The organism is Halostella sp. PRR32 (genome assembly GCF_034808085.1).
Lineage (GTDB): Archaea > Halobacteriota > Halobacteria > Halobacteriales > Natronoarchaeaceae > Halostella > Halostella pelagica.
The window spans coordinates 606855-629748 of the sequence record NZ_JAXHGL010000003.1 but is presented as its reverse complement, the minus strand read 5'-3'; the positions used below and the strand labels follow the sequence as shown (position 1 = coordinate 629748).

General features: G+C 65.6%; 21 protein-coding genes and 1 pseudogene. 8 read left to right on the top strand and 14 right to left on the bottom strand.

What is annotated here, in order from left to right; all coding sequences use genetic code 11:
* Nucleotides 1-8 precede the first annotated feature (8 nt).
* Nucleotides 9-400 (bottom strand): annotated as a pseudogene (locus SM753_RS13085) (RidA family protein).
* A gap of 99 nt (nucleotides 401-499) precedes the next feature.
* On the opposite strand from SM753_RS13085, the gene SM753_RS13080 reads away from it, so the two are divergent.
* Entirely contained in the window at nucleotides 500-1204 is a 705-nt protein-coding gene (locus tag SM753_RS13080; protein ID WP_135533436.1) for a phosphoglycerol geranylgeranyltransferase, read from the top strand.
* Nucleotides 1205-1222: 18 nt separating this feature from the next.
* Here SM753_RS13080 and SM753_RS13075 read toward each other — a convergent pair whose 3' ends face one another.
* The 3 genes from SM753_RS13075 to SM753_RS13065 all read right to left on the bottom strand — a co-directional run bounded on the left by SM753_RS13075 (nucleotide 1223) and on the right by SM753_RS13065 (nucleotide 4649).
* Entirely contained in the window at nucleotides 1223-3430 is a 2208-nt protein-coding gene (locus SM753_RS13075; protein WP_323191926.1) for an amino acid permease, read from the bottom strand.
* Between the two features lie 3 nt (nucleotides 3431-3433).
* Nucleotides 3434-3880, bottom strand: a complete 447-nt coding sequence (locus tag SM753_RS13070) for an NAD-binding protein (protein ID WP_323191925.1) — start codon at nucleotides 3878-3880, stop codon at nucleotides 3434-3436.
* Nucleotides 3881-4178: 298 nt separating this feature from the next.
* Nucleotides 4179-4649, bottom strand: coding sequence for an Lrp/AsnC family transcriptional regulator (locus SM753_RS13065; RefSeq protein WP_135533439.1), 471 nt, complete (start codon nucleotides 4647-4649; stop codon nucleotides 4179-4181).
* Between the two features lie 107 nt (nucleotides 4650-4756).
* Between SM753_RS13065 and aspS the strand changes: the two genes are divergently transcribed.
* The gene (aspS, locus tag SM753_RS13060; RefSeq protein ID WP_323191924.1) at nucleotides 4757-6058 is read left to right on the top strand and encodes an aspartate--tRNA(Asn) ligase; all 1302 of its coding nucleotides are present in this window, start codon (nucleotides 4757-4759) and stop codon (nucleotides 6056-6058) included.
* 229 nt (nucleotides 6059-6287) lie between these two features.
* Here the strand turns inward: aspS and SM753_RS13055 are convergent, their stop codons facing one another.
* Complete coding sequence (locus SM753_RS13055) at nucleotides 6288-7079, bottom strand: formate/nitrite transporter family protein (protein ID WP_323191923.1); 792 nt, start codon at nucleotides 7077-7079, stop codon at nucleotides 6288-6290.
* Nucleotides 7076-7480 (bottom strand): hypothetical protein, encoded by a 405-nt coding sequence (locus SM753_RS13050; protein WP_323191922.1) that lies wholly within the window; start codon nucleotides 7478-7480, stop codon nucleotides 7076-7078. Before SM753_RS13050 ends, SM753_RS13055 begins: the two co-directional genes overlap by 4 nt.
* Before the next feature lie 340 nt (nucleotides 7481-7820).
* On the opposite strand from SM753_RS13050, the gene SM753_RS13045 reads away from it, so the two are divergent.
* Together SM753_RS13045 and SM753_RS13040 are read left to right on the top strand one after the other, a co-directional pair.
* Entirely contained in the window at nucleotides 7821-8651 is an 831-nt protein-coding gene (locus tag SM753_RS13045) for a pantoate kinase (RefSeq protein ID WP_323192082.1), read from the top strand.
* A 160-nt stretch (nucleotides 8652-8811) separates the two neighbouring features.
* Nucleotides 8812-9597, top strand: coding sequence for a 4-phosphopantoate--beta-alanine ligase (locus SM753_RS13040; protein WP_323191921.1), 786 nt, complete (start codon nucleotides 8812-8814; stop codon nucleotides 9595-9597).
* Between the two features lie 51 nt (nucleotides 9598-9648).
* Here the strand turns inward: SM753_RS13040 and SM753_RS13035 are convergent, their stop codons facing one another.
* Nucleotides 9649-10998, bottom strand: a complete 1350-nt coding sequence (locus SM753_RS13035) for a hypothetical protein (protein WP_323191920.1) — start codon at nucleotides 10996-10998, stop codon at nucleotides 9649-9651.
* Nucleotides 10999-11186: 188 nt separating this feature from the next.
* Here SM753_RS13035 and SM753_RS13030 point away from each other — a divergent pair, with 188 nt between their 5' ends.
* The 3 genes from SM753_RS13030 (at nucleotide 11187) to SM753_RS13020 (ending at nucleotide 14487) form a co-directional block, all read left to right on the top strand.
* On the top strand, nucleotides 11187-11420 hold the full coding sequence (locus SM753_RS13030) for a DUF2892 domain-containing protein (protein ID WP_323191919.1): 234 nt from the start codon (nucleotides 11187-11189) through the stop codon (nucleotides 11418-11420).
* Nucleotides 11421-11885: 465 nt separating this feature from the next.
* Nucleotides 11886-12812: a sulfide-dependent adenosine diphosphate thiazole synthase gene (locus SM753_RS13025; protein WP_323191918.1), complete on the top strand. Its 927-nt coding sequence runs from the start codon at nucleotides 11886-11888 to the stop codon at nucleotides 12810-12812.
* 412 nt (nucleotides 12813-13224) lie between these two features.
* Nucleotides 13225-14487, top strand: a complete 1263-nt coding sequence (locus SM753_RS13020; protein ID WP_323191917.1) for an aminoacyl--tRNA ligase-related protein — start codon at nucleotides 13225-13227, stop codon at nucleotides 14485-14487.
* Between the two features lie 22 nt (nucleotides 14488-14509).
* On the opposite strand, the gene SM753_RS13015 is transcribed toward SM753_RS13020, so the two are convergent.
* The gene (locus SM753_RS13015; protein ID WP_323191916.1) at nucleotides 14510-16072 is read right to left on the bottom strand and encodes a SagB/ThcOx family dehydrogenase; all 1563 of its coding nucleotides are present in this window, start codon (nucleotides 16070-16072) and stop codon (nucleotides 14510-14512) included.
* Between the two features lie 95 nt (nucleotides 16073-16167).
* Between SM753_RS13015 and SM753_RS13010 the strand changes: the two genes are divergently transcribed.
* Entirely contained in the window at nucleotides 16168-16953 is a 786-nt protein-coding gene (locus SM753_RS13010; protein WP_323191915.1) for a DUF6775 family putative metallopeptidase, read from the top strand.
* Between the two features lie 13 nt (nucleotides 16954-16966).
* Here SM753_RS13010 and SM753_RS13005 read toward each other — a convergent pair whose 3' ends face one another.
* The 6 genes from SM753_RS13005 to dcd form a co-directional block, all read right to left on the bottom strand.
* Nucleotides 16967-17536, bottom strand: a complete 570-nt coding sequence (locus SM753_RS13005; RefSeq protein WP_323191914.1) for a GNAT family protein — start codon at nucleotides 17534-17536, stop codon at nucleotides 16967-16969.
* 271 nt (nucleotides 17537-17807) lie between these two features.
* Complete coding sequence (locus SM753_RS13000; protein WP_323191913.1) at nucleotides 17808-19034, bottom strand: hypothetical protein; 1227 nt, start codon at nucleotides 19032-19034, stop codon at nucleotides 17808-17810.
* A 189-nt stretch (nucleotides 19035-19223) separates the two neighbouring features.
* Nucleotides 19224-20555, bottom strand: a complete 1332-nt coding sequence (locus SM753_RS12995) for a hypothetical protein (RefSeq protein WP_323191912.1) — start codon at nucleotides 20553-20555, stop codon at nucleotides 19224-19226.
* 181 nt (nucleotides 20556-20736) lie between these two features.
* Complete coding sequence (locus SM753_RS12990; protein ID WP_323191911.1) at nucleotides 20737-21411, bottom strand: methyltransferase domain-containing protein; 675 nt, start codon at nucleotides 21409-21411, stop codon at nucleotides 20737-20739.
* Nucleotides 21411-22307, bottom strand: coding sequence for a thiamine-phosphate synthase family protein (locus SM753_RS12985; protein ID WP_323191910.1), 897 nt, complete (start codon nucleotides 22305-22307; stop codon nucleotides 21411-21413). The genes SM753_RS12990 and SM753_RS12985 overlap by 1 nt, the downstream gene beginning before the upstream one ends.
* Nucleotides 22304-22891 (bottom strand): dCTP deaminase, encoded by a 588-nt coding sequence (gene dcd, locus SM753_RS12980; protein WP_135533456.1) that lies wholly within the window; start codon nucleotides 22889-22891, stop codon nucleotides 22304-22306. Before dcd ends, SM753_RS12985 begins: the two co-directional genes overlap by 4 nt.
* Nucleotides 22892-22894 lie beyond the last annotated feature (3 nt).

Sequence of the window (22894 nt, the reverse complement as noted above, 5' to 3'; positions counted from 1 at the left end):
CGCACCGACTACTCCGTCTTCACTTTCGCCACCGCCTCCACTTCTACGACCATCTCCGGGTCGACCAATCGCTCGACCTGCACCATGCTGGTCGCCGGGCGCACGTCGTCGAAGTACTCCCGATGCGCGCGACCGATCTCGTCCCACCGGTCTACGTCTGTGACGAACAGCCGTGTTCGGACCACGTCCGCACGGGTCGCGTCGAGTCGTTCCAGCGCCCGTCGACGTTCGAGAGCGCTTGCTCGGCCTGGGCGTACGGGTCGCCGACGCCGACGAGATCCCCGTCGTCGTCCGTCGCAGTCGTGCCAGAAACGTGGATCTCGTCACCTGCCCGGACAGCGCGCGAATAGCCGACGGTCGACTCCCACTCCGTTCCTGACTGGATCGTCTCGCGTTCCATACGTTCACCCCGGACCCCCGTGCAGAAAATATTGACGCGCACGTCCCGCGAACCGAACCTTTCGAAGGGGTTTTAGCCGACCTTTCTGATTGAACGGATATGACCGCACCGTGGGCCGACTGGGACCACATCGTGAAGATAGATCCGGACAAGGACCTCGTCGAGGGAGAAACGTACGAGGACGTCTGTGCGACCGGGACTGACGCCATCGAGATCGGTGGGACGACCGGCATGACCACCGACAAGATGCAGCGCGTGATAGACGCCTGCGCGACGTACGACGTGCCGCTGTATCTCGAACCGAGCGCGCCGGAAGTGGCCGTCAACGACGATGCCCTCGACGGGTATCTCATCCCGACGGTGTTCAACGCGGGCGACCCGTTCTGGACCGTCGGCGCGCACAAGGAGTGGGCACGGTTAGAGGAAAACCTGCCGTGGGACCGCATCACGACGGAGGCGTACATCGTGATGAATCCCGAGGCGAGCGTCGCCACGTACACGGAGGCGGACTGTGACCTCGGTCCCGACGACGTCGCCGCCTACGCTGAGGTGGCCGAGGAGATGTTCGGTCAGGAGATAGTGTACGTCGAGTACTCGGGCACGCTTGGCGACCCCGAGACGGTCCGCGCCGCGGCGGGCGCGCTGGACGAGGCGACGCTGTTCTACGGCGGTGGTATCCACGACTACGACTCCGCGAACGGAATGGCCGAACACGCCGACGTGGTGGTCGTCGGCGACCTGGTCCACGCGGACGGCGTCGACGCCGTGGCGGCGACGGTAAACGGCGCCAAAGACGCGAACTGATACTGGCGGCCCGACTCGTCAGAACACGACCCGTTCGAAGAGGCGACGGAACAACCCCGGCCGAGAGCCGTTTGGCTGGACCTGGATCGCCGTGCAGTCGACTTTATCTACGATCCAGTCCGCCGGCCGTCCGAACAGGTTCCCGTGGATCCGGCCGCCGTCCGTTCCGATGATCAACACGTCGGCGGGATCCGTCACAGCGACGAAGTCCTCCGTGGGGTCGTCGGTCGAGACAACCGAGCGTTTCACCGGCACGGAGCAGAGCGATTCAAGCTCCGAGAGATAGTCCTCGACGGTCTCTCGCTGCGCCGTCGTTGCGTTGCGCTCTACCGGATAGAGCAGGTCGATGCGTGCCCCGGCCTCGCTCGCCAGCGCGTCAGCGATGGCGATCTTCTGCGGGTCGAACGGACCGCGGTCCGTGACGACGGTGATCGCGTCGATCCCGGCCAGATCGCGCTCTTCGATCAGCAACACGTCGCACGGAGCGTGGCGCGAGACCCACTCGATGTTCGAACCGAGAAGCGGGGCGTATAGCGGGTCGTCCGCTCGTTCGAGAAGGAGGAAGTCGGCCTCCTCGTGCTCCGCGAAGTTGACGATCGCTCGCTCGGTGTCGTGGCTGACGATCTCGCCGTACTGTACCGGAACGTCGAACTCGGCGGTGAGGTCCGACGTACGACGTTCGAACTCGACGTCAGCCGGGGACTGCGTCTGCGACGCCTGTTGCAGCGGCGCCTGGTCGGGAACCTCGTCGAACCGCACGATCGTGACGCTCCCGTCGTTCTCGCGGGCGATGTCGGCGGCGATCCGGATGAGCGAGCGTTCGCGCGCTTCGTCCGTCGTCTCGGTAACGGCGACCAGCACTTCGTAGCCGTCGACGTCCTCGAAGGTCGACTTCGTCCGTTCGACGGCCCGCTTGCCGACGGAGCGCCGGACGACGTCCGTCGCGGCACCCTCGCGGTCGACGTTGTCGCGGGCGTAGTAGAAGTACCACAGTCCGGACCCGACGGTGATGACGACCGCACCGACCAGCGGCATAGTTCCCATGTAGCCGATGAGCAGGAGGCCGCCGAGGATACCCACGATCTGTGTCCACGGGTACAGCGGTGATTCGAAACTGGGGTCGTACTCGCCGACGTTCCCCTCGCGGAACGCCACGACCGCGCCGTTGACCAGCGCGAACACGATGATCTGGAAGGCGCTCGCCAGTTTTGCGATCTCGAGGATCGGGACGAACGCGATGAGTACGAGCATCACGCCCCCGGTGAGCGTGATCGCCCGGACCGGCGTCCCCCAGTTCTCGTGGATCTCTGTGAGCGATTCGGGCGCGAGGTCGTCCCGCGCCATCGCGAAGGGGTATCGCGACGATGAGAGGATACCGGCGTTTGCGGTGCTGATGAGAGCCAGGACCGCCGCGACGATGATAGCGACGACGCCCGGCCAGGCGAGCGTCGCCTCGGCCGCGTGGATCATCGGGACGCCGGAGTCGCTGAGGAGGTCGGGCGGGGTCACACCGACCATCACGACGACGATAAGTACGTACAGGAGCGTCGTGAAGACGAGCGAGATGAGGATCCCGAGCGGGATGTTCCGGTCGGGGTCTTCGACCTCCTCCGCGACGCTCGCGATCTTGGTCACGCCCGCGTACGAGACGAAGACGAGACCGCTCGCCGCGAGGAGGCCGTTCGACCCCTTGTCGAAGAACCCCCCGTAGTACGACGCTGTCGTGGAGGGTAGCCCGCCGACGACGAACCACACCATCGCCGCGAGCATCACGACGACGATACCGATCTGGAGGCGGCCGGTCTGTTTCGCGCCGAAGAGATTGACCGCGATGAGGACGGCCGCAAGTCCGATCGCGACCGGTTTGACCGGGAGGTCGAACAGGTAGAGCAGGTACGGAACGCCGCCGACGAGCGCGAGCGCGCCTTTGAACGATAGCGAAAACCAGGTACCGACGCCTGCGATCGTGCCCAGCAGCGGCCCCATTCCGCGCTCGATGTAGATGTACGTCCCGCCGGCTTCCGGCATCGCGGTCGCCATCTCCGCTTTGCTCAGCGCCGCGGGCAAGACGAGGACGCCGGCGAGCAGATACGCGAGTATGACGGCCGGCCCTGCTGTCTTGAGTGCGAGGCCGGGGAGGATGAATATCCCGCTCCCCACCATCGCGCCGATACTGATAGCGATCACTGCGAACAACCCGAGATCTCGTTCTAGTTCCTTCGTCATGGTTTACTGCGTCAACTGGTCGGCTATCTCGTTCGCGAGAACCGAGGTCAGACAGACCGTCCGGACGTCGATATCGTCGAACGCGTCGCTGTTGGTCGGGTCGTCGAGTCGGACGACGACGTCGTCCACGTCGAACCTCGTTCGGACGATCTGTGCGGTGAGAATGTTCCGGTCGTCACGCCGGGAGGCAGCTACAACGGTGTCAGCGCCCCGGATACCGACGGTGTCTAGCGACCACGGGTCGGTCACGTCCGCGCGTCGTGCGTCGAGGTCGGCGCGCTCGGCGGCTTCGGCGAACGAATCGTCCGCGCTGACGAATACAGTCGGTGTGCGGTCGGCCAGTTTTCTGGCGAGACCGATAGCGATACTGTCGTCGCCGACGACGTAGATTCCCGAGTCGGCCGCGGACCTCTCGTTCTCGCCGGCGGGTAGCTGTTGGTTCTTAGCCATGGCCCCGGTCCGGAACGCGGTGTGGTCTGTGAGCGGACATCCGTGCGGTCACGAACCGGTAGAGGCGTGGCTGCGTCGATGACATTGTCTGTCTCCGTACCCGGTTGTAGTTCCCGGGACACGATAAACAGTCCGGTTGAATTGCGGATTCAGCAGTATAATTACCTTATTTTGTTGTATCGTCCTCTAGGACTGATCGTTCGGGGGCCGGCGCTCAGCGGTACGTGTGGCCGGGACCCCTCAGAGGGAACGAGTTCTGCCAAAGCGATCAGAACGCCGGAGAGAACCAAAAAAGCAGTTACAGTCCGTCGACCTCGAACCCGTGGAACGGGTTCTCGTACTCGTTGCGGATCAGGTCCTCGTCGACGATTTCCAGGCCGATCGCGTTCAGGTCCTGACCGATCCTGCTCAGGTCGTCGCCGTCGGTGCCGATCGCCTCGACGTGGACGTTTTCGGTGCCGGTCATGACTTCCCTGACGGCGACGACGCCGGGGACTTCGAGGGCTTCCTGCGCGAGTTCCTCGCGCTTCGGGATCGGTGCGGTACAGATGATAAGCGTCAGCAACTGATAACCCGCTTTCTCGTAGTTAACCTCGGGATTGTACCCGGTGAGTATGCCGGTCTCCTCCAGATTTCGGATGCGGTTTCGGACCGTGCTTGCGGAAACGTCGGCTTCCTCGGCGATCGTGCTCGCGGATGTCTTGCGAGCGTCCCTCTGAAGCGTGTGGATGATCCGCTTGTCGAGGTCGTCGAGCGGGTCCTCGTTCATACGTCCGGGTAATCAGTCCCCGGAAAGTAGTTCTTTCCACTGTGGCGGGCTGACAGGCGACGAGTGAAAAGACGGTTTTTAAGACTGGGCCGGCAGAACGGGATGGTATGGAGAACAGGACTTACACCGCGGACGCCGAACCGGGCGACACTGTCACCGTCGCCGGGTGGGCACACGAGATCCGCGACCTCGGCGGCATCGCATTCCTCATCGTTCGGGACACGACCGGCAAGATCCAGGTCAAGTTCGAGAAAGACGAGATGGACGACGACCTCGTGGAGACTGGCGTCAACGTCAACCGCGAGAGCGTGGTGCAGGTCTCCGGTGCCGTCGAGGAGGAAGAGCGCGCCCCGACGGGCGTCGAGATAGTTCCCGAGGACGTCGAAGTCATCGCTCCGGCCGACCCGGAACTGCCGCTCGACCCGTCGGGCAAGGTCGACGCCGACATCTCGACGCGACTGGATAACCGGACGCTCGACCTGCGCATGGAGGAGTCGAAAGCCATCTTCGAGATCCGCGCCGAGGTCCTCCGCGCAGTCCGCGAGCAGTTCCGCGACCTGAACTGTACCGAGATCAACACGCCGAAGATCGTCGCGACCGGTACTGAGGGCGGGACGGAGCTGTTCCCAATCACGTACTTCGGGCAGGAGGCGTTCATGAACCAGAGCCCGCAGCTGTTCAAGCAGTTGATGGTCGGCTCCGGCCTCGAACGCGTCTTCGAGATCGGCCCGATCTTCCGTGCCGAGGAACACAACACGCCGCGACACCTCAACGAGGCGACCTCGATCGACTTCGAGAGCGCCTTCTACGACCACTCGGACGCGATGGACGCCTGCGAAGCGGTCGTCAGAGCCGCCTACGAGGGCGTCGCCGAGAACTGCCAGGAGCAACTGGAGACGCTCGGCTACGAGGACTTCGAAGCGCCTTCGGGCGACTTCCCCCGTCTCACGTACGAGGAGGCCATCGAGCGCATCAACGCGACGGGCGAACTCGACGAGCAACTCGTCTGGGGCGACGACCTTCCCACTGAGGGCGAGCACGCTCTCGGCGAGGAAGTCGGTGAACACTACTTCATCACCGACTGGCCCAGCGAGATCAAGCCGTTCTACATCAAGGACCACGACGACGACGAAACGCTCTCGACCGGATTCGACCTGATGCATCCGTCGATGGAACTCGTCTCCGGCGGTCAGCGCGAACACCGATACGACCACCTGGTCGCAGGGTTCGAACAGCAGGGACTCGACCCCGACGCGTTCGAGTACTACACCAAGATGTTCAAGTACGGCATGCCGCCGCACGCCGGATGGGGTCTCGGTGGCGAGCGCCTCGTCATGACGATGCTCGGTCTCGACAACATCCGCGAAGCGGTGCTGTTCCCGCGAGACCGTCAGCGACTCAGTCCGTAGGACTGGTCGGTAGCTGTCGAGCGGGTGCTCGTTGGACGAGCGGAGCGAAGTCCAACGGCGTTCCCGCGAGACCGTCAGCGTCTCTCGCCGTAGGGGAAAACGTGCCTGTCGAGCGGGTGCTCGTTGGATGAGCGGAGCGAAGTCCAACGGCGTTCCCGCGAGACCGTCAGCGTCTGAGCCTCTGAGCAAGACGCCGGGTCAACGGGACGGTACGGATTTTCGGACCGCTCTACTGCGAACCGCGGACGACGTGGCCGTACTTCAGCAGCGCGACGAAGACGGTACCGCCGATAGCGTTGCCGACGGTCGCGGCGAGCAGGAACTCCGCGTAGTCCATGAAGACGACCTCGGACGACGCCATCAGGCCGGCGACTATCTCGACGTTGCCGGCGATGCAGTGAGGCAGGTGCGCTAGTCCGATAGCCGTCGTGACGAGCCAGACGAAGAAGGTGCGGCTGATAGACTCCTGGGCGGCGCTGACCAGCCACGAGACCAGCCCCATCATCCAGCCGGCGAGGACGCCGCCTGCGACCAGCGTCACGATGTCCTGTGTCGTGTACGTCAGCGCGATCTCCTCGAACGCGTGGGGCTCGATCGTGCCGACCGACGGCATGATAGTGACCATCAGCACGGCGAAGGCCGCACCGCCGACCACGTTCGCCGAGTAGACGAGCATCCAGAGGCGGCCGAGTTGTTTGACCGTCGCCTGTCCGCCAAGCACCGGAAGCACCGCGAGCGTCGTGTGTTCGGTAAACAGCTCCGAGCGGCCGAGGACGACGAAGATGAAGCCGACGGCGTACATATTGGCCACGAGGATCTCCGTCGTCGCGACGCTGTAACTGCCGCCGGCCAACGTCACCATCACCGCCATCAACAGCGGGCCGAATCCGATGTCGAGGCCGGCCGACAGCGCCGAGAGGAAGATGCCGGTCGTCGATCGGTTCAGTTCTTCTAATCCCGTCTCTATCTCCTGGTCGAGGATGGCCTCGTACGGAGTCTGGTGGGTTTCTGGTGAACTCATGTGTTCGAACGGAGAGGTCTCCGAGCCGGAGCGATAGCGATGGCCGCCTCCGTCTCGACGGTGCCGGCGACCATCTCGCCGTACTCGACGGCGGACAGTTCGCCGTCTGCGTACGCCCGCGCCCAGTCCGCGAAATCGTAGTACGTCCCGAACGGGCCGCTAGTACTGTCGAGCAGCGTTACCGCCAGTTCCGGCGGCGCGTCGCTCACCGGTTCGGGATACTCGGCCGCTAACTCGGCCACGCGTTCCTCGACCGGCAGGTCCGGAACACTGTCGGCTACGGGCGGCGGCTCTCTCGCCGCGGTTGTCGTCTGCTCGCGGGCGTCGTTGCGCTCCGCGCAATCCACAGCGACGAAAGCGCTCGCAACGGCCGCTCGTCTGCAGAAGATGTGCCGGAGCATTACGTATCTGAGACGGGCACTTGTCGAACGTACAGTCAGTTGGTACCACGACGAATCGCAAAAAGGTCGTTCGTGATTGCCTGATAGGAGCCGTCTCAGCACGCTCAACGCGTCTTTCGCAGTTCGTCGCACGTGGCTACAGATAGCGCTGGATCTCTACGACCTGGCGCTGGTCGTCACCGGACTGCTCGCGCCGCTGATGGCGGAGGCTATCGCCGTCGCGATAGCTATCGTGTTTCTCGTTCATCCGTTCGAGTCTTACCGGTCGTGGAACTGCTGGACGCATGCGCCGCGGAGCAGATGGAAAACGGTTAACGACGGTCGCTCCGATGTAGTTGCAATGAGCGACGACGCGGCGAGCGCCTTCGTTCCGGGACACATCACGGGCTTTTTCACGCCTCAAGAGCACGACGACCCGACGAAGGCCGGCTCGCAGGGCGCGGGGCTGACGCTCTCGGACGGCGTGACGGTCAAGGTCCGCCCCGCCGACCGAACGGAAGTGTACCTGGACGACACGAGTATCGAGATGGAACCCGTCGAACGCGTCCTCGACGCGCTCGACGTGTCCGCGCGGGTCTCTGCGGAGGCCGAGGTACCGATAGGCGCTGGGTTCGGCGTCTCCGGCGCGATGGCGCTCGGGACGGCGCTCGCCGCCAACCGCCGCTTCTCGCGACAGCTCTCCGAGAACGAGCTTATCACCATCGCCCACGGAGCAGAGGTACAGTCCGGAACGGGACTGGGCGACGTCGTCGCGCAGGCTCGCGGCGGTATCCCGATCCGTCTCGAACCGGGCGGACCGCAGGACAACTTGCTCGACGGGATCCCGCGACGCGCCAGGGTAGAGTACGTCACTTTCGGCGAACTCCCGACGAAGACGGTGATCGGCGGCAACACCGAGGCACTGGAGCAGGCGGGAACGGAAGCGCTCTCTCTCGTCGTCGGAGAGCCGACGCTGACGAGTTTCATCTACGCCTCGCGCCGGTTCGCCCGCGAGGCGGGACTGCTGACCGAGACGGTCCGCGATGCGATCCGCGACGTCGGCGAAGTCGACGGCGAGGCGTCGATGGCGATGCTCGGGGAGACTGTGTTCGCGCTCGGAACCGGACTCTCGGACGCGGGGTACGACCCGGAAGTCTGTCACACCCACTCTGCGGGCGCGATACCGCGTTGAAGGTGCTACTCGGCTAGCTCGGATAGAGGAGGCAATGGAAGTATCTAGACGGTCCGCGAACGGGCCGCCGACGGACACCAGACGGTCGCGCAGTGAACCACCGCGGACGGCGACGGATTCGATCGCGGCACTTTTTTGAAACGCTCGCACACGTTCGGCCGTGAGCGACGACGAGACGGTTCCGGCGGACGTCACCGACGAGGATGAGATCCCGAAGGACCACCCGCGGTACGAGGATCTGGTAAGCAGACACCGCATCGAGTCCGGGGTCGAAAAGGGGATCACGCACCTGCAGGGCGTACACGCTGAGGGTCGAGGGAGCGCTTTCGACTACCTGCTCGGCGAGGAGACGACCCCGAGCGCAGACGAGGCGGAACGCGCTGCGGCCGCGCAACTCCTGCTCGCGGACCGTCCCGTCCTCTCGGTGAACGGCAACGTGGCCGCGCTCGTGCCGGGCGAGATAGTCGAGTTGGCCGACGCCGTCGACGCCGACCTGGAGGTCAACCTGTTCAACCGCACGGAGGAACGGATCCAGGCCATCGCGGACCACCTGCGCGAACACGGTGCGGAGGACGTGAAGGGGTTGACGGCAGACGCCCGCATTCCAGGTCTGAACCACGAGCGCGCGAAAGTAGACGAGGACGGCATCTACGCCGCGGACGTTGTTCTTGTCCCTCTGGAGGACGGCGACCGCGCCGAGGCGCTGGGCGAGATGGGCAAGACCGAGATAGTGATCGACCTGAACCCGTTGTCGCGCTCGCCGCAGGTCGCCGCCGTTCCGGTCGTCGACAACGTCCTCCGCGCGGTGCCGAACATGACGCGTCACGCCAGGGAACTCGCGGACGCCGACGAGTCCGAACTCCGCCGGATCGTCGACGAGTTCGACGCTGACGAGGCGCTCGACGCGGCCGAGCGGCGGATACGCCGCGGCGACTCGTCGCCCTGACGGATGGCTCTCTCGCTTCGACCGCGTAGATCCGCCGTCGCTGTCCCGTCCTCAGGAGACGACCGGCGGCCCCCGGCGAGCGGACGAGATCTCGTCCGACGGCCCGCGAGGCGCGGTGACGGTCACGTTCCCGCCATTTCCGGTCGCTTCGGCACCGTCGACGAACGACTCGTTGCCCGCGAACACGACGACGGTTCGTTCCGATACGCGAACGTGCCGTAGGGTGGCGACATCAGCAGTCTCCAACTCTCCGCCGATATCATCGACCGCGTCGGCGAACTCGTCGGCGTCGGACGACGTGTCCCACCGAGTCACCCAGGTGACGCCGGTCCGATTTTCCTCACCGAACGAGGCGAGGGTGTCGTTACCCCAGCCGGTCGCGGCGGCGTCCACGCGGTCTTGCGGCAGTTCCGTGTGCAACCAGGTTCTGACGCCGAGTTCACCCATCCGTTCCGGGCGGTTCGCCTGCCAGGACTCGGTGCCTTCGAACGTCACGGACAGATCCACCGGCGGTTCGGCCGACGGAGCCAGACCGTGCACGAGCTGTTCCGTCGTGTTCGGCGGCGAGCGATAGACGGACGAGATATCCGTCGACGAGTTCAGGCGCTGGTCGAAGTAGCGGCCGCCGAAGTAGTAGCGCCCGGACAGTTCCCGCCCGGTGTCGCCCACGCTTCGGTAGAGACACTCCCGTATGCCGAGCGGCGTCGTGTCGTGCCACGACTTGTCGTACTTCCGGGCGTAGGCGTCTGCGACGTACACTGCGGTACCCTCGGTCACGGCGCGTCTCAACCCGTGGCTGCCGACGGCACTGAGGTTGTCGTACCCCTCGACGTTTCGCTGGATGATGTGAACGTACTCGTGGGCGAGAACGAGTTCTGCGCCGGTTTCGGTGAGGTTGCCTGGCGAGATGATAACTTCGTCGCTTGCCGCGTAGGCCGGGGCGAAACTCCCGCACCGTGACCCGTTTCCGGGGTCCGACTGATAACCCAGCGCACGGTACCGCGGAGAGACTCGTCCCCTTGAGAAGTCAGCAGCGCCGAGCTGTCTGATCTGCACTGTCGGGGTGTCGGCGTCGACGCCCATCAGGCGCTCGACGCGCTGGTACACTTCGGTTGCGTTGACGGACAACGACCCGTTTTTGACGACTACTCGCTCGCTCTGTCCGACCGCGGTGCCCGTTCCGTTCGGCGAGTCGATTCCCGGCTCGGAACCGGCCTTCTCGTCGGATGTGTCCGACGATGTCGCGTCGCGCGCCGTTTCGGTTGACGTGCGCTGTGACGGATCAGTCGTCTCGGTATCCGGAGATTCCGTCGCCGTATCGGACGCGTACGGCGCGGCGCACCCGGCGACGAGGAGGAGCAATGCGAGTGTCACTGCAGAGAGCCACGAGCGGTCGCCCATATTTCCACCAGACACTACAAGAAAGTAAAGCATTTCGGATAGCAGAGCATTCGGAGGAAGGGAAGACAGCAAACGATCCCGACTACGGGATACGGGCTTCGTTCGGCAAACCTACGACAGTCCGCCGCCGGGTAGAGTTGCCATCTTTCCCGGCAAACAGTTTTCTCGCTCGGTGTGGAATCGCGACCATGGCGAAAAACGTCGGTGATACCGAACGTATCGCGCGCCTCATCGCCGGAACTGCGCTCGTTTTACTCGCGCTGACCGCGAACCGCTCCCGCGCGACTCGGGTCCTTACGCTTCTCGGCGGGAGCGAGTTACTGTACACGGCGACGACGCAGTACTGTCCGGCGAACGCGGCGCTCGGCCGCGACACGTATCCGTCGGACCAGGACCGCGACCTCATGGAGATGCCCGCCTGAATGCGGTCGAGCGGCGAGGATTCTACCGCTCGATGGGAGGTGAGAAACCCGACACTGTCATTCTGCCGCTACCGACGGTGCGCGGAGAACTGAGATAGATTACGAGGCGCCCATCATCGCCGCGATGAACGACCAGTCCGTTCCGGACTTCGTCTCGCGCTTTTTGTGCTCGGCATCGCTCTCGTTTCGGGGGTGTTTCCAGTACATACACGGACGTACTTCCCCCGCACTGAAGAGTGTTTTCTAAATGATATAAACATCACGAATGTCCACAGGTAATCGATATTATAGACGGATCAGCGGCTCAATGATGAGATCGGTACGCACACACTATTGACAAGTTTAGAATACGAATTGGTTGTACTCCCGCTACAGCCATAGAATGTCGGGGACGGAACCTGACTCACTGCCGGCAGCGCGTCACAACGCAACACCTTTAACCACCCCGTAGTATTACTAAGTAGTATGAGCGAATCAGATCAGTTCGACGAGTTCAGTGACGTGGGCGAGGCAGAGGTCACGCGCGCCATCGGACAGGAGTGGACCGAGGAGTTCATGGACTTCTCGGATTCGGACGTTATCATCGTCGGGGGCGGACCGTCGGGGCTGATGGCGGCCAAGGAACTCGCCGAGCGCGGCGTGCAGGTGATGGTCGTCGAGAAGAACAACTACCTCGGGGGCGGCTTCTGGCTGGGCGGCTTCCTGATGAACAAGGTCACCGTTCGGGACCCGGCCCAGCAGGTGCTCGAAGAACTCGAAGTAGACTACAAGCAGTCCCAGGACTCCGACGGACTCTACGTCGCGAACGGACCCGAGGCCTGTTCCGGCCTCATCAAGGCCGCCTGCGACGCCGGCGCGAAGATGCAGAACATGACGGAGTTCACCGACATCGTGATCCGCGAGGACCACCGCGTCGGCGGTATCGTCATGAACTGGACGCCGGTCCACGCGCTCCCGCGTGAGATCACCTGCGTCGACCCCATCGCCGTCGAGGCCGACCTCGTCATCGACGCGACTGGTCACGAAGCGATGGCCGTCAAGAAACTCGACGAGCGCGGCGTCCTGAACGCCCCCGGCCTAGAAGAGGAAGCCAGCGGCATGGACAGCACCGGCGACGACACCTACGGTGCGCCCGGTCACGACTCGCCCGGCCACGACTCGATGTGGGTCGGCAAGTCCGAGGACGCCGTCGTCGAACACACCGGTCTCGCCCACGACGGCCTCGTCGTCACCGGCATGGCGACCGCGACGACCTACGGCCTGCCGCGGATGGGCCCGACGTTCGGCGCGATGCTCATCTCCGGCAAGCGCGCCGCACAGACCGCTATCGACGAACTCGGCATCGACGCCGAGGACGTCGACGTGACGAGTCGGGCGGTTGCTGACGACTAGGAACGACGACCTTTTTCCGGCGTTCGAAAGAGCGCAAAGCGCTCTTTCGTGATCTCGCAGGAGCTTTGCTCCTGCGGACTCGTCGGAAGACCGGAAGTCTTCCGAGATGATGAGACGGCTTCGCCGCCGTACGCTCGTTTATCAGGTCGCTTGGCTTTTCAGAGGGATTCGCACGGACATCCGCCTCATTTCCCATGAGTCTCCATCACAAACCCCCGAAAACGCTTTGTCGGGACGCCGAAAAGGAACGCTCGATGCTTCGAACAGCGAACGCTTGCGATTCCAACCGCGGGTCCGGTGTGGCCCGCGGCTGGGTTCCGCGATAGCCGTATCGAGGAGCGAGCACACTGGTTCTGCCGTATCGTCACGAGTAGCCGTAGCGCGACGACCGCCGCGAACGGGGGTGAGTCCCGTGCGGCGTAGCGAGGCGTACCTCCCCACCAGCCGCGAGGCCGGCGACCACGACCGGGAGGCGGTCGAGCTCGCGCACCGCGCCGGCCTGGTAGAGCGACTGGGAAGCGGCGTGTACGCGTTTGCCCCCGCTGGCGAGCGCGTCCGGCGAAAGGTGATCCGGACGGTCGAGCGGGAGATGGAGGCCATCGGCGGCCAGCGGATCAGCCTGCCCCAGTTGCAGTACCGGTCCGCCTGGGAGCGAAGCGGCCGGTGGGAGAACTTCGAGGACGAGATGTTCACCTTCGAGAACCGCGACGGGGCGGACATGTGTCTCGCGCCCTCCCACGAGGAGGGCGTCGTGGACCTCGTCGACGGCCGCGTGCGGTCGTACGACGACCTCCCCATCCTGCTCTATCAGGTGGGCGCGAAGCACCGCGACGACCACGCCAGAAACGGCCTGCTCCGGACGAAGGAGTTCACGATGAAGGACGCCTACAGCCTCCACGCGGACCGCGACTCCCTGGCCGAGTGGTACGAGCGCGTCCGCGACGCCTACCGACGGATCTTCGAGGCGCTCGGCGTCGAGTTCGTCGTGAGCGAGGCCGACGACGGCGTCATGGGCGGGACCGGGTCCGAGGAGTTCGTCGCGCCCGTCGACGAGGGGACCTGCGACCTGCTGTACTGCGGGTCGGCGGACTGCCGGTACGGTCTCACCGACGAGCACCCCGCGTTCGACGACGCCGCGGCGGGCGACGACTGCCCCGACTGCGGCGGCGCGCTCGGCGCGAGCGAGGGCATCGAGGTCGGTCACGTCTTCCGGCTCGGGACGCGGTACTCCGAGGCGATGGACCTGACGGTCGATCTGGCCGACGGGGCGCGGGTCCACGTTGAGATGGGGAGTTACGGGATCGGGGTCACGAGGGTCGTCCAGACGCTCATCGAACAGTACGCCGACGCGGACGGCTGTCGGTGGCCCGTCTCGGACGAGGGGAGCGTCGCCCCCTTCGCCGCGTCGGTGATCCCCCTCCGCTACGAGGGCGAGGTCCGGGCGGCCGCGGACCGGATCCACGAGGCCCGCGACGACGTCCTCCTGTACGACGGCGACCGGACCATCGGCGAGCGCTTCGCCGAGAGCGACCTGCTCGGGATCCCCACGAAGGTCGTGCTGGGGAACCGCTTCCTGGAGACCGGCGAGGTCGAACTGGAGTCCCGCGACGGCGAGACGCGGTACGTGGACGTCGAGACGGCGCTGGAGACGGTGGGCCGGGAGCGGCGACTGTAGCCTGCCGGCCGACGGTCCGGGGTCAGTCGTCCCGCCGGCCGAACGCGAACAGACACATCGGCGTCTCTCTTGTCGCACGCGGAGAGAGATGTTCCGTCACTCCGTCGTCGTAGAACGTGAGACCCGTCCCGCCCAGATCGCGGTGAGCGTAGGTCGCGAGATACAGTCGACCGAGTGCGATGCCGGCTTCTAACTGGGCGAGGCGATAGCCGCGGTTGCCCAGTCGGTCAACCAGTTCGTCGGCGTTCGCGAGGAGGTAGACGTTCACGTGGGCGTCGCCGGCCCAGCGCTGGTCCAGAGCGAGATGCTGTTTCGTCCGCCGGTCCGCGTCGCCGAGACGCTCCAGCGCCGACTCGTCGCCGCGGAACTGGTAGGTCCCGTCGGGGATGCCCTCGACGCCCGTCGAGAGGACGTAGGCGTCGTTGAACGCGAGCCCCGACGCGCGTCCGTCGTTCCAGTCGCCGGGAACGCCGCGGGTCGCGCGGTCGAGGACGGTTCCGACCTGTCGCCGGGACGGTCCCTCGTCGGCGAACTCCCGACACGACCCGCGGCGTCGTATCGTCTCGTGGAGCGGCCGGGCCGACGCCGTCTCGTGGTCGACCGGGTCGAGGGCGACGCGCTCGCCGCCACCGTCGTCCACGGCTTCGACAGTGCTCGCACCGCGCGCCTCGCGACAGCGCTCCCGCCACTCGCGTGCGGCGTCGCCGTCGGGGAGCGCGCTCTGTTCCCAGGCGTCGTGGATCAGCGGATAGTCCACGGGGTCGGCCGACAGCGGTACCGTCTCGGGGGCGATGGGGTCGACCGCCGGAGCATCGGAGGGGGGCTCCTTCGTGCTACCTGCACCGCCGACCGGGACGAGTTCCAGCGGTGCCTCCTCGGTCGGGTCGACGCCGAGGAGCGTCGCCACCGGGTCGTCGGCGAATCCTGCGACGACCTCGGCCCGGTAGTCGAGCGCGTGGGCCGCCCCCAGCAGGTTCGCGAGGACCGTGCCGGAGTCCCAGAACGCGTGGCGATAGGTTCGGTCGCGGTACTTCCAGGCGTTGCGCCACCACGTCGACGTGGTGACGACGGTGGCGGGAGCGTTCGCGACCCCATTCTGTCCTCCGGTCGCCTCGGCGAGGACGCCGCGGTAATCGCCCTCGCGAACGACATCCAACGCGAACGTCGAGGGGTCGAAGTGGTAAACGCCCGCCGGCAGTCCGTCGCAGTCGCCGCAGACGAGATAGAGGTCGACGTGGTACAGTTTCCCCGTACAGGAGGCGGCCCGGAAGCGCAGCGTCCGCCGCTGATGGTCGATGGTTTTCACGACGCCGTTCGCATGGTAGCAGATCGTCGCCAGCGTCTCGCGGTCGAGGTCCGTCCGCGGGACCTGTTCGGCGTCTGCAAGCGGGTCCGCGGTAGATTCGGCGACCGCGCTAAGCGTCGCTCCCTGCGCCGGCCGAATCGCCGGGAACGAGCGCTTCGGCAGGTCCTCGTACGTCTTGTACGGCCGCGGGCGGTTGTCGTGATCGAGCACGAAGTCGTCCTCGCGAACGCTCCGCGGACTGTGTTTCGTCCGTTCGTGGTACTCGCGAGCGTCGACCATACCGACACTCCGGTCGTCGAACGCAAAAAGACCCGGACCGCGATCCGCTTTGGCCGGACCGCAACTTGTTTCATCCAGTGGTACCACCGAGGCATATGGTCGACGAGGTCACGCTCTACCGGCCGCCGGCGTACGACGGAGCGCCGCCGGTCGACACCGACGCCGTCGCTGACTGGCTTCGAGAGCGAGTCGACGCTGGCGTGCGCGTCCGGAAACGGTTTCTCGATGTCCACCGCGGGGGATCAGACAGCGACCTTGCCGAGCAGTTTGCCGAGGCGCGCGTTCTCGACCCGTACGAGCGCGAAACCGGGAACACAATGTTGGGGATCGTCCGATACGAGGAGCGCGCATTGGACCACCCCGAGCGCGAGGGCGGCGTACTCTACGACGGCGTCGCCGTCCAGCGGGCGCTGAACGCCGCGCTTCCGCGGGAGGAACGCGCGCTCGACAGCCTCCACATCGCCCTGCTGGACCGCGTCGTCGGCACCTGGGGAGACCACGACGGCCGCTGGCACAAGCGCGTGAACGTGCTCGGCCAGCCCTCGCTGGTGTCCGTGCCGGGGCTCTACGAGGCCCCCGCAAAGCCCGAGTCGTACTACCGCGAGAAGCAAAAGCACGCGATGCTGTCAGGCGATGCCCCGCCGCGCGAGGTGCTGGAGAACCAGGTCGACGGCGAGTTCCTCGTCGACGGCGACCCGCGGACGACCGAGGCACTCAAAGGGTACGTCCTGCAGGCGGTCCATCTCGCGGCGACCGGCGAGGGCTTTTGCGACGACGAGCGCTGTCGCCTCTCGAACCCCCACCGTCAGGACGGCGTCGTGAAGGCGCAGTTACGCGACCCCGAGTTCTGCGCGAGGCACGCCGAGCGGTACGAGGCGTAACCTACCGTCGCCGTCACCCGTCGAGTATCTCCTCGGGGCCGCCCCACTCGTCGACCAGCAGTCCGTATCGCTCGACGTCCGCGTACTCGCCGTCGGCGAACTGCGTCTCACGGGTGGTACCTTCGTGGACGAATCCGAGCCGCTCGCAGAGCGTTCTGGAGGCTTCGTTCCGGGCCATCGCGGTCGCCGAGACGCGGTGCAACCGAAGGTCCCGAAACCCGTATTCGATGAGGTGCGCGCCGGCTTCGAGCGCGTATCCTTCTCCCCACGCCGTCGGATGGAACCAGACGCCGAAGTTCGCGTAGCCGTCCGCGTCGTTGAGGGGATACAACTGTACCGACCCCACCGGGTCCCCCGAGAACTCGCCGTCGTTCGGAACGGCGAGTAGCGAGACGCCGTCCCCGTCGCTATCTATCGGCCACAGCTCGTCCCGGTAGCGGTCCTCCGTGTACGGCGTCCTGAACGCGCTGATGTACTGACGGACTTTCGGGTGGTTCACTCCTTCTCGGAGGAATTCGATGTCTTCCTCGTCGGGTGGCTTGAGGTCGAGGCGGTCGCAATCGATGAATGTCGGTCTTGGCATGATATCTCTCTGATAGTCGGTAGGCTACTGATGCAACGAAAGCCGGAGCTGGTCCGCCTCGGGGACGAAGCGAGACGACGGCCAACTCAGGGGCAGAGAGAAACGATCATCGGTCAGCTCTGTTCGGCATTACTGTCACGGACGAAGTAAATGTTCGGGTCGGTGCGGAGACACAGTCCGGATCTGCGAGGTTCACTCCCCGTGACTGTTGCCCGTTCTGACCGGTCTCGGCGACGAAAGCGTACGGCCAGCGGCCACAAGTGCGGTTCTCCTACTCGACGGTCACCGTCACGGAGCCGTTCTCGCCCTCGACCGCGGCGTCGAACGAGTCCGGCGCGGCGGTCAGAACGACCGTCTCGCCCGTCGGTCGATCGACCGCGAACATCGCGTCGCTATCGGCGTTGCGGGCATCCGCGAACGTCTCCATCGCGGCCGCCAGTTCGTCGGCCTCGCTCGTGTCGTCCATGCGGAAGGCCCAGATGTACGCCCGCTGGTCGTCGTTCCGGAGTATCACCACGTCGTCGGTCCCCCACCCCGCCGCGGCCTGGCTCGCGGTGTCGTCGTCGAGTTCGCCGGAGAGGAGGACGCGCGTGGTGAGTTCGCCTATCGTGTCGTTACCGGCAGTGCGCCACTCGCCGGCGTCGTCGACAGCCACGTTCAGGTTCCGTTCCACGTCGTCGGAGCCCGGATGAAGGAGTTGCTCGGTGGTGCGCGGGTAGTCCTCGTACACCGTCTCGAGTTCGGATGGGTCGTCGATCTCGTTGGCGACGTACTGATTGCCGAAGTGGTACCGGGCCAGGAACAGCCGTTCCGCCGTCGACCCGGAGTCGTACTCGTCCGCGATCCGAGTCGAACTCGGGGCGACATCGAGATGCTGGTCGGTGTACACGTCGGAGACGTACACCGCTCCGCCTTCGACCAGCGAGAGGCGGGTCTGGACGAGGTCGTTGGTCAATCGCGGCTGTTCGAGGGCGTCGATCCACGGCAGCATGTTCCCGTTGAACTGAGCCGCGTGGACGTACTCGTGGACGAGCACCTGCTCGACCTCTCCGGGCGAACCGTTCCCGGGGTGGATGTAGACGGCACCGCTCGTCGTCGTGAGGCCGCCGGCCGTGTCCTCGTCGAACGACGCGTTCCCGACGCCCATCGTCGCGAAGAAGTCGTTTGCACCGGGAGCGAACCCTCGGCGCTCGGTCAGGTTGCGTACCTCGACGGGTCGCGGTTCGATGTCGGTACCGAGCAGCGACTGAGTGCGTCCGTACGCTTTGTCTTCGTCGACACCGAGCGTGCCGTTCTGGACCGTCACGTCGTATTCGTCCCCACCGAGAGTGTCAGTCGTAGTCGTGGTTTCGGTCATCGGAGCATCGGTCGTCGTGGCGTCGACCGTCGACTCGTTCAGGACCTCCGTCTCGGCGTCGGTGGTGGTGTCACCGAGGAACGGAGCAGAACATCCGGAGACGAGGAGGAGCAACACGACGACGAGAGCCTTCACACGCATGTTAGTTGCCAAAACGGCTCGTTTGAACAAAACAGTGGTGGTCTCGCCCCTCGGTCCGCGGACCGGGCTGGACGGCGACCGGACCACACGGAGTAACGCGTCGCATTGCCGAAGCGGCCTATAGTACCCACTGAAAGTCAATGCAGATCTGGATCGGACGACAGCGATGCGATCAGCGTATGAATCGTTTCAGGGACTACTGTAGACGCCCGTCGTGGTCCCGCCACCGTCGTTCGGTGCGGGTCCCGCCGGGAACGCCACGTCCGCGCCGGCGGTCGTTCGGTTGTCGATGGCGACCTCGACCTCGTCGTCGCTGCCGGCGGCGTAAGCGTTGTCGACGAACTCGTCGTCGCCGGCGAACACCACCAGCGTTTCACGGGTGACGCGTTCGACCTGTACCGACGCCTCGGAGTCGTCGCCGTGTTTCGCCGCGTACGACCGGAAGGCCGCCTGCGCTTCGTCGGCTTCGTCGGCATCGTCCCAGCGGAGCGCCCAGGCGAGCCCTGTCGTTCTGCCGGAACTGTGTTCGTACACGTACAGGCGGTCGTTCCCCCACCCGGACGCCGCCGCGGCAGCGCGCGCCCGGGAGAGTTGGCTCCGGAGAACGATGCGAGTTACGAGTTCTCCTTTCGTGTCAGCGTCGGTTCGGAACCAGCTTCCGGAATCGTCGGTCGACAGTTCGAGGTCGAGGGCCGGTTCCTCCGCCGGGCCGTAGTTGTGGATCAACTGCTCCGTGGTCTCGGGGTGGTTTTCGTACGCCGTGTCGAGTTCGTCCGGCGAGTCGACCGTCGCGGCGACGTATCGGTAGCCGAAGTGATAGGGTGCCCAGAGATAGCGGTTGCCGGCGGGACCGCTCTCGTATTCCTCCGCGACGACGTCCGACTGATGTACCGTCGGCGACTGGAACTGCTCGGAGTAGCTGTCGGTGACGTACACTGCGCCTCCCTCGACGAGCGCCTGGCGAACCAGCGAGGCGTCTGTCGACCGACTCACTGCAGACTCCCTGTTCAGACTTTCTGTCATCCCCGACCGCATCTGAACGGTGTGGATGAACTCGTGGGCGAGAACGCGTTCGACCTCTGCATCGGACGCCTCGCGGGTCGTGAGCCGCACTTCTCCGTCCCTGTACGTTACCCCGCTTGCCCCCTTCGTCGAGTAGTTCGTCTCGTCGAGACCCATGATCCGGAAGAACGACCGGGACGTGTAGTAGTCGGCGGTGTTCGACCGTGCCGTCCCCTCACGGACCGTCACTGACTGCGGTTCGACGTTCGTCCCGACGAGCGCCTGCACGCGGGCGAACGTTCGGTCGGCGTCGACCGGGAGGTCGTCACCCTCGACGGGGACCGAGTACTTTTCCGTGACGTTGACTTCCGTCGTCGTCGGGGCGACCGTCGTCTCCGTGGTCGTGTTCGTGTCGTTTTCGTCGGCCGTCGTTTGGAAGGCGGCCGAATCTGCCGCGCATCCGGAGAGGACCACGGAGAGGACGAGTATCAGGGCGGCGAGACGCCTACGAGTCGCCATACGTCAGTATCGACTAGAGCGACCAAAATACTACCGCCGGGCACGACCTTTCGACCGGCCGGGACCAGCTATCGAGAGCGGTCGCCGCCGGGTGGTCGCACCGGGTTCGTCAGACGACTCGCGTGACCACCGCCATATCCGCCGAATAGTTCGCGCGACCACCGCCAGATACGCGACCGGATCAGTCGATCCGGCCGCCGGTCAGGCGAACGATCCCGGCCCAGTGGTCTTCGTGAGCGACGGCGGCCGAGCGCGCCCGAAGCGCGTCTCTGGCGTCCGTGACCCGCCGCACGAGCGACTCGTGCGGCGAGTTCTCGTACCGAACCCTGAGCGTCGGCGGCGTCGAGAGGACGGTGACTGCGCGGAACGCGGCGTTTATCGGCGCGGCGTACCACCGGTCGCTCTCCGCGGCGTCGACCAGAACCAGGTGACCGCCGGCGTTCAGGAGGTCACACCAGTCGTCGACGGTTCCGGCCGGTTCCGCCAGCATCCCGACAACGAACGTCGAGAGGATCCCGTCGACGCTGTCGGTGATCGGCGGCCTCGTCGCGTCGCCGCGGACGACGTGGACGTTCTCCCACCCGCGCCGTTCGACGAGGTCCCGCGCCCGGTCGAGAATAGGGCCAGTGAAATCGACGCCGACGACGGTCCCGTCCGGACCGACCTGCTCGCGGAGGTACGGGAGGTTTGCGCCGGTCCCGCAGCCCATTTCGACGACGGTGTCGCCGGCGGAGAGCCGGAGCGCCGACGCGGCCCGCTCGCGGAGACGCGCAACGCCGGGCGTGTGTCTGGCGACGGCGTCGTACAGCGCCGCCCAGCGGCCGTAAAACGCCTGCGCGGACGACGCCCCCGACATTACACCAGCCCTCGAACGCGCTCGACGACCGTCTCGGCGTCCGGCCCCAAGACGTAGACGATCGGCTCTATTCCGTACCCGCCGCTCTGGTAGAGCGCGTCGGCGTCGTCCGCGTCCGAGAGCGCCGCTTTCACCGCCTCTTCCGTGGACGTTTCGCCATCGAACTCGACGGTCTGGTAGCCGTCGTTCACCAGACGTTCGACGATGTCGGGGTCGTACCGGACGTTCAGCGCCGCCCGTGCGTCGCTGCCCGCGCGGCGGGCCGCGAGGAGGACGGTGGCGACGTGTTCACTGACGCCGAACTCGGGGTCGCCCGGCACGGTCGCCTGACCCTTCACGTCGAAGATCCGACCGGGGACGCCCGCGACGTCGTCGACGTCCGTCGCGCCGGGCGTACAAGCGACGAGGTTCGACCCCACGTCGGGAATGAGCGTGGCGAACCCGCTGGTGTTTTCCAGGCGGCGCAGCCCCCGCCGGACCGATGCGAGCACGCGCTCCGTCGTCCGGAGTTCGCTTTCCGGGTCGTGAATGTTGAAGCCGCCGCCGTACTCCGAGAGTTCGGGGACGGCCTCCTCGTGCAGCGACGCCAGTACGTCGCCGTTTTCCAGACGCCGGATCAACACCTCCGTCTCGACGAGTGCCTGCACCGGTCGCATCTCGCCGTCGGTCATCCCCTCGCCGATCCGTTCGACGAGTTCGCGGACGCGCTCGTCCTCCAGGATCACCTCGCGGCGTGCCACGTCGCCGTGGGCGTACTTCGAAACGGCCGACTGGCTGATCCCGAGCGCTTCGGCGACCTCGCTCTGGGTCAGCCCGCGATCGCGCAGGTCCTCCGCGAGCATCGACCGGAACGTCGGGAGGAACTCCTCGACGACGATCTCCTCGATAAACTTCATTGGTCGCCGCCGAACTCCCGGTCGCCGCCGATGCGCGACGCCTGTGGCCCGTCCTGGTCCTGGTATTTCGACCCGCGGCCGCTGCCGTACGGGCGCTCCGCCGCGGATTTCATCTCAGTGAAGATGAGCTGTGAGATGCGCATGCCGGGCGTCAGCGCCACGGGTGCGGTGCCGAGATTCGACAGTTCGAGCGTTATCTGGCCGCGGTACCCCGGGTCGACGACGCCCGCCGTCGCGTGTACCACGATCGCCAGGCGGCCGAGCGAAGAACGGCCCTGTACGTGCGCGAGGAGGTCCGCCGGGATGTCGACGCGCTCTTTCGTCGTCCCGAGGACGAAATCGCCGGGGTGGAGGATGAACTCCTCGCCCTCGTCGACGACCGTCTCGTCGACGTACTCGTCTACCTCCCACTCCGCGTCGGGGTGGATACAGGGAATGTTCGTTCGCTGGAACTCCAGGAACTCGCGGCCGAGTCGGAGGTCGATGCTCGCCGGCTGGATCTGTAGGTCGGGGTCCTCCAGCGGCTCGACGGCGAGGTCTCCCGCTTCGAGCCGGCGGAGGATGTCCGCGTCCGAGAGTATCATACG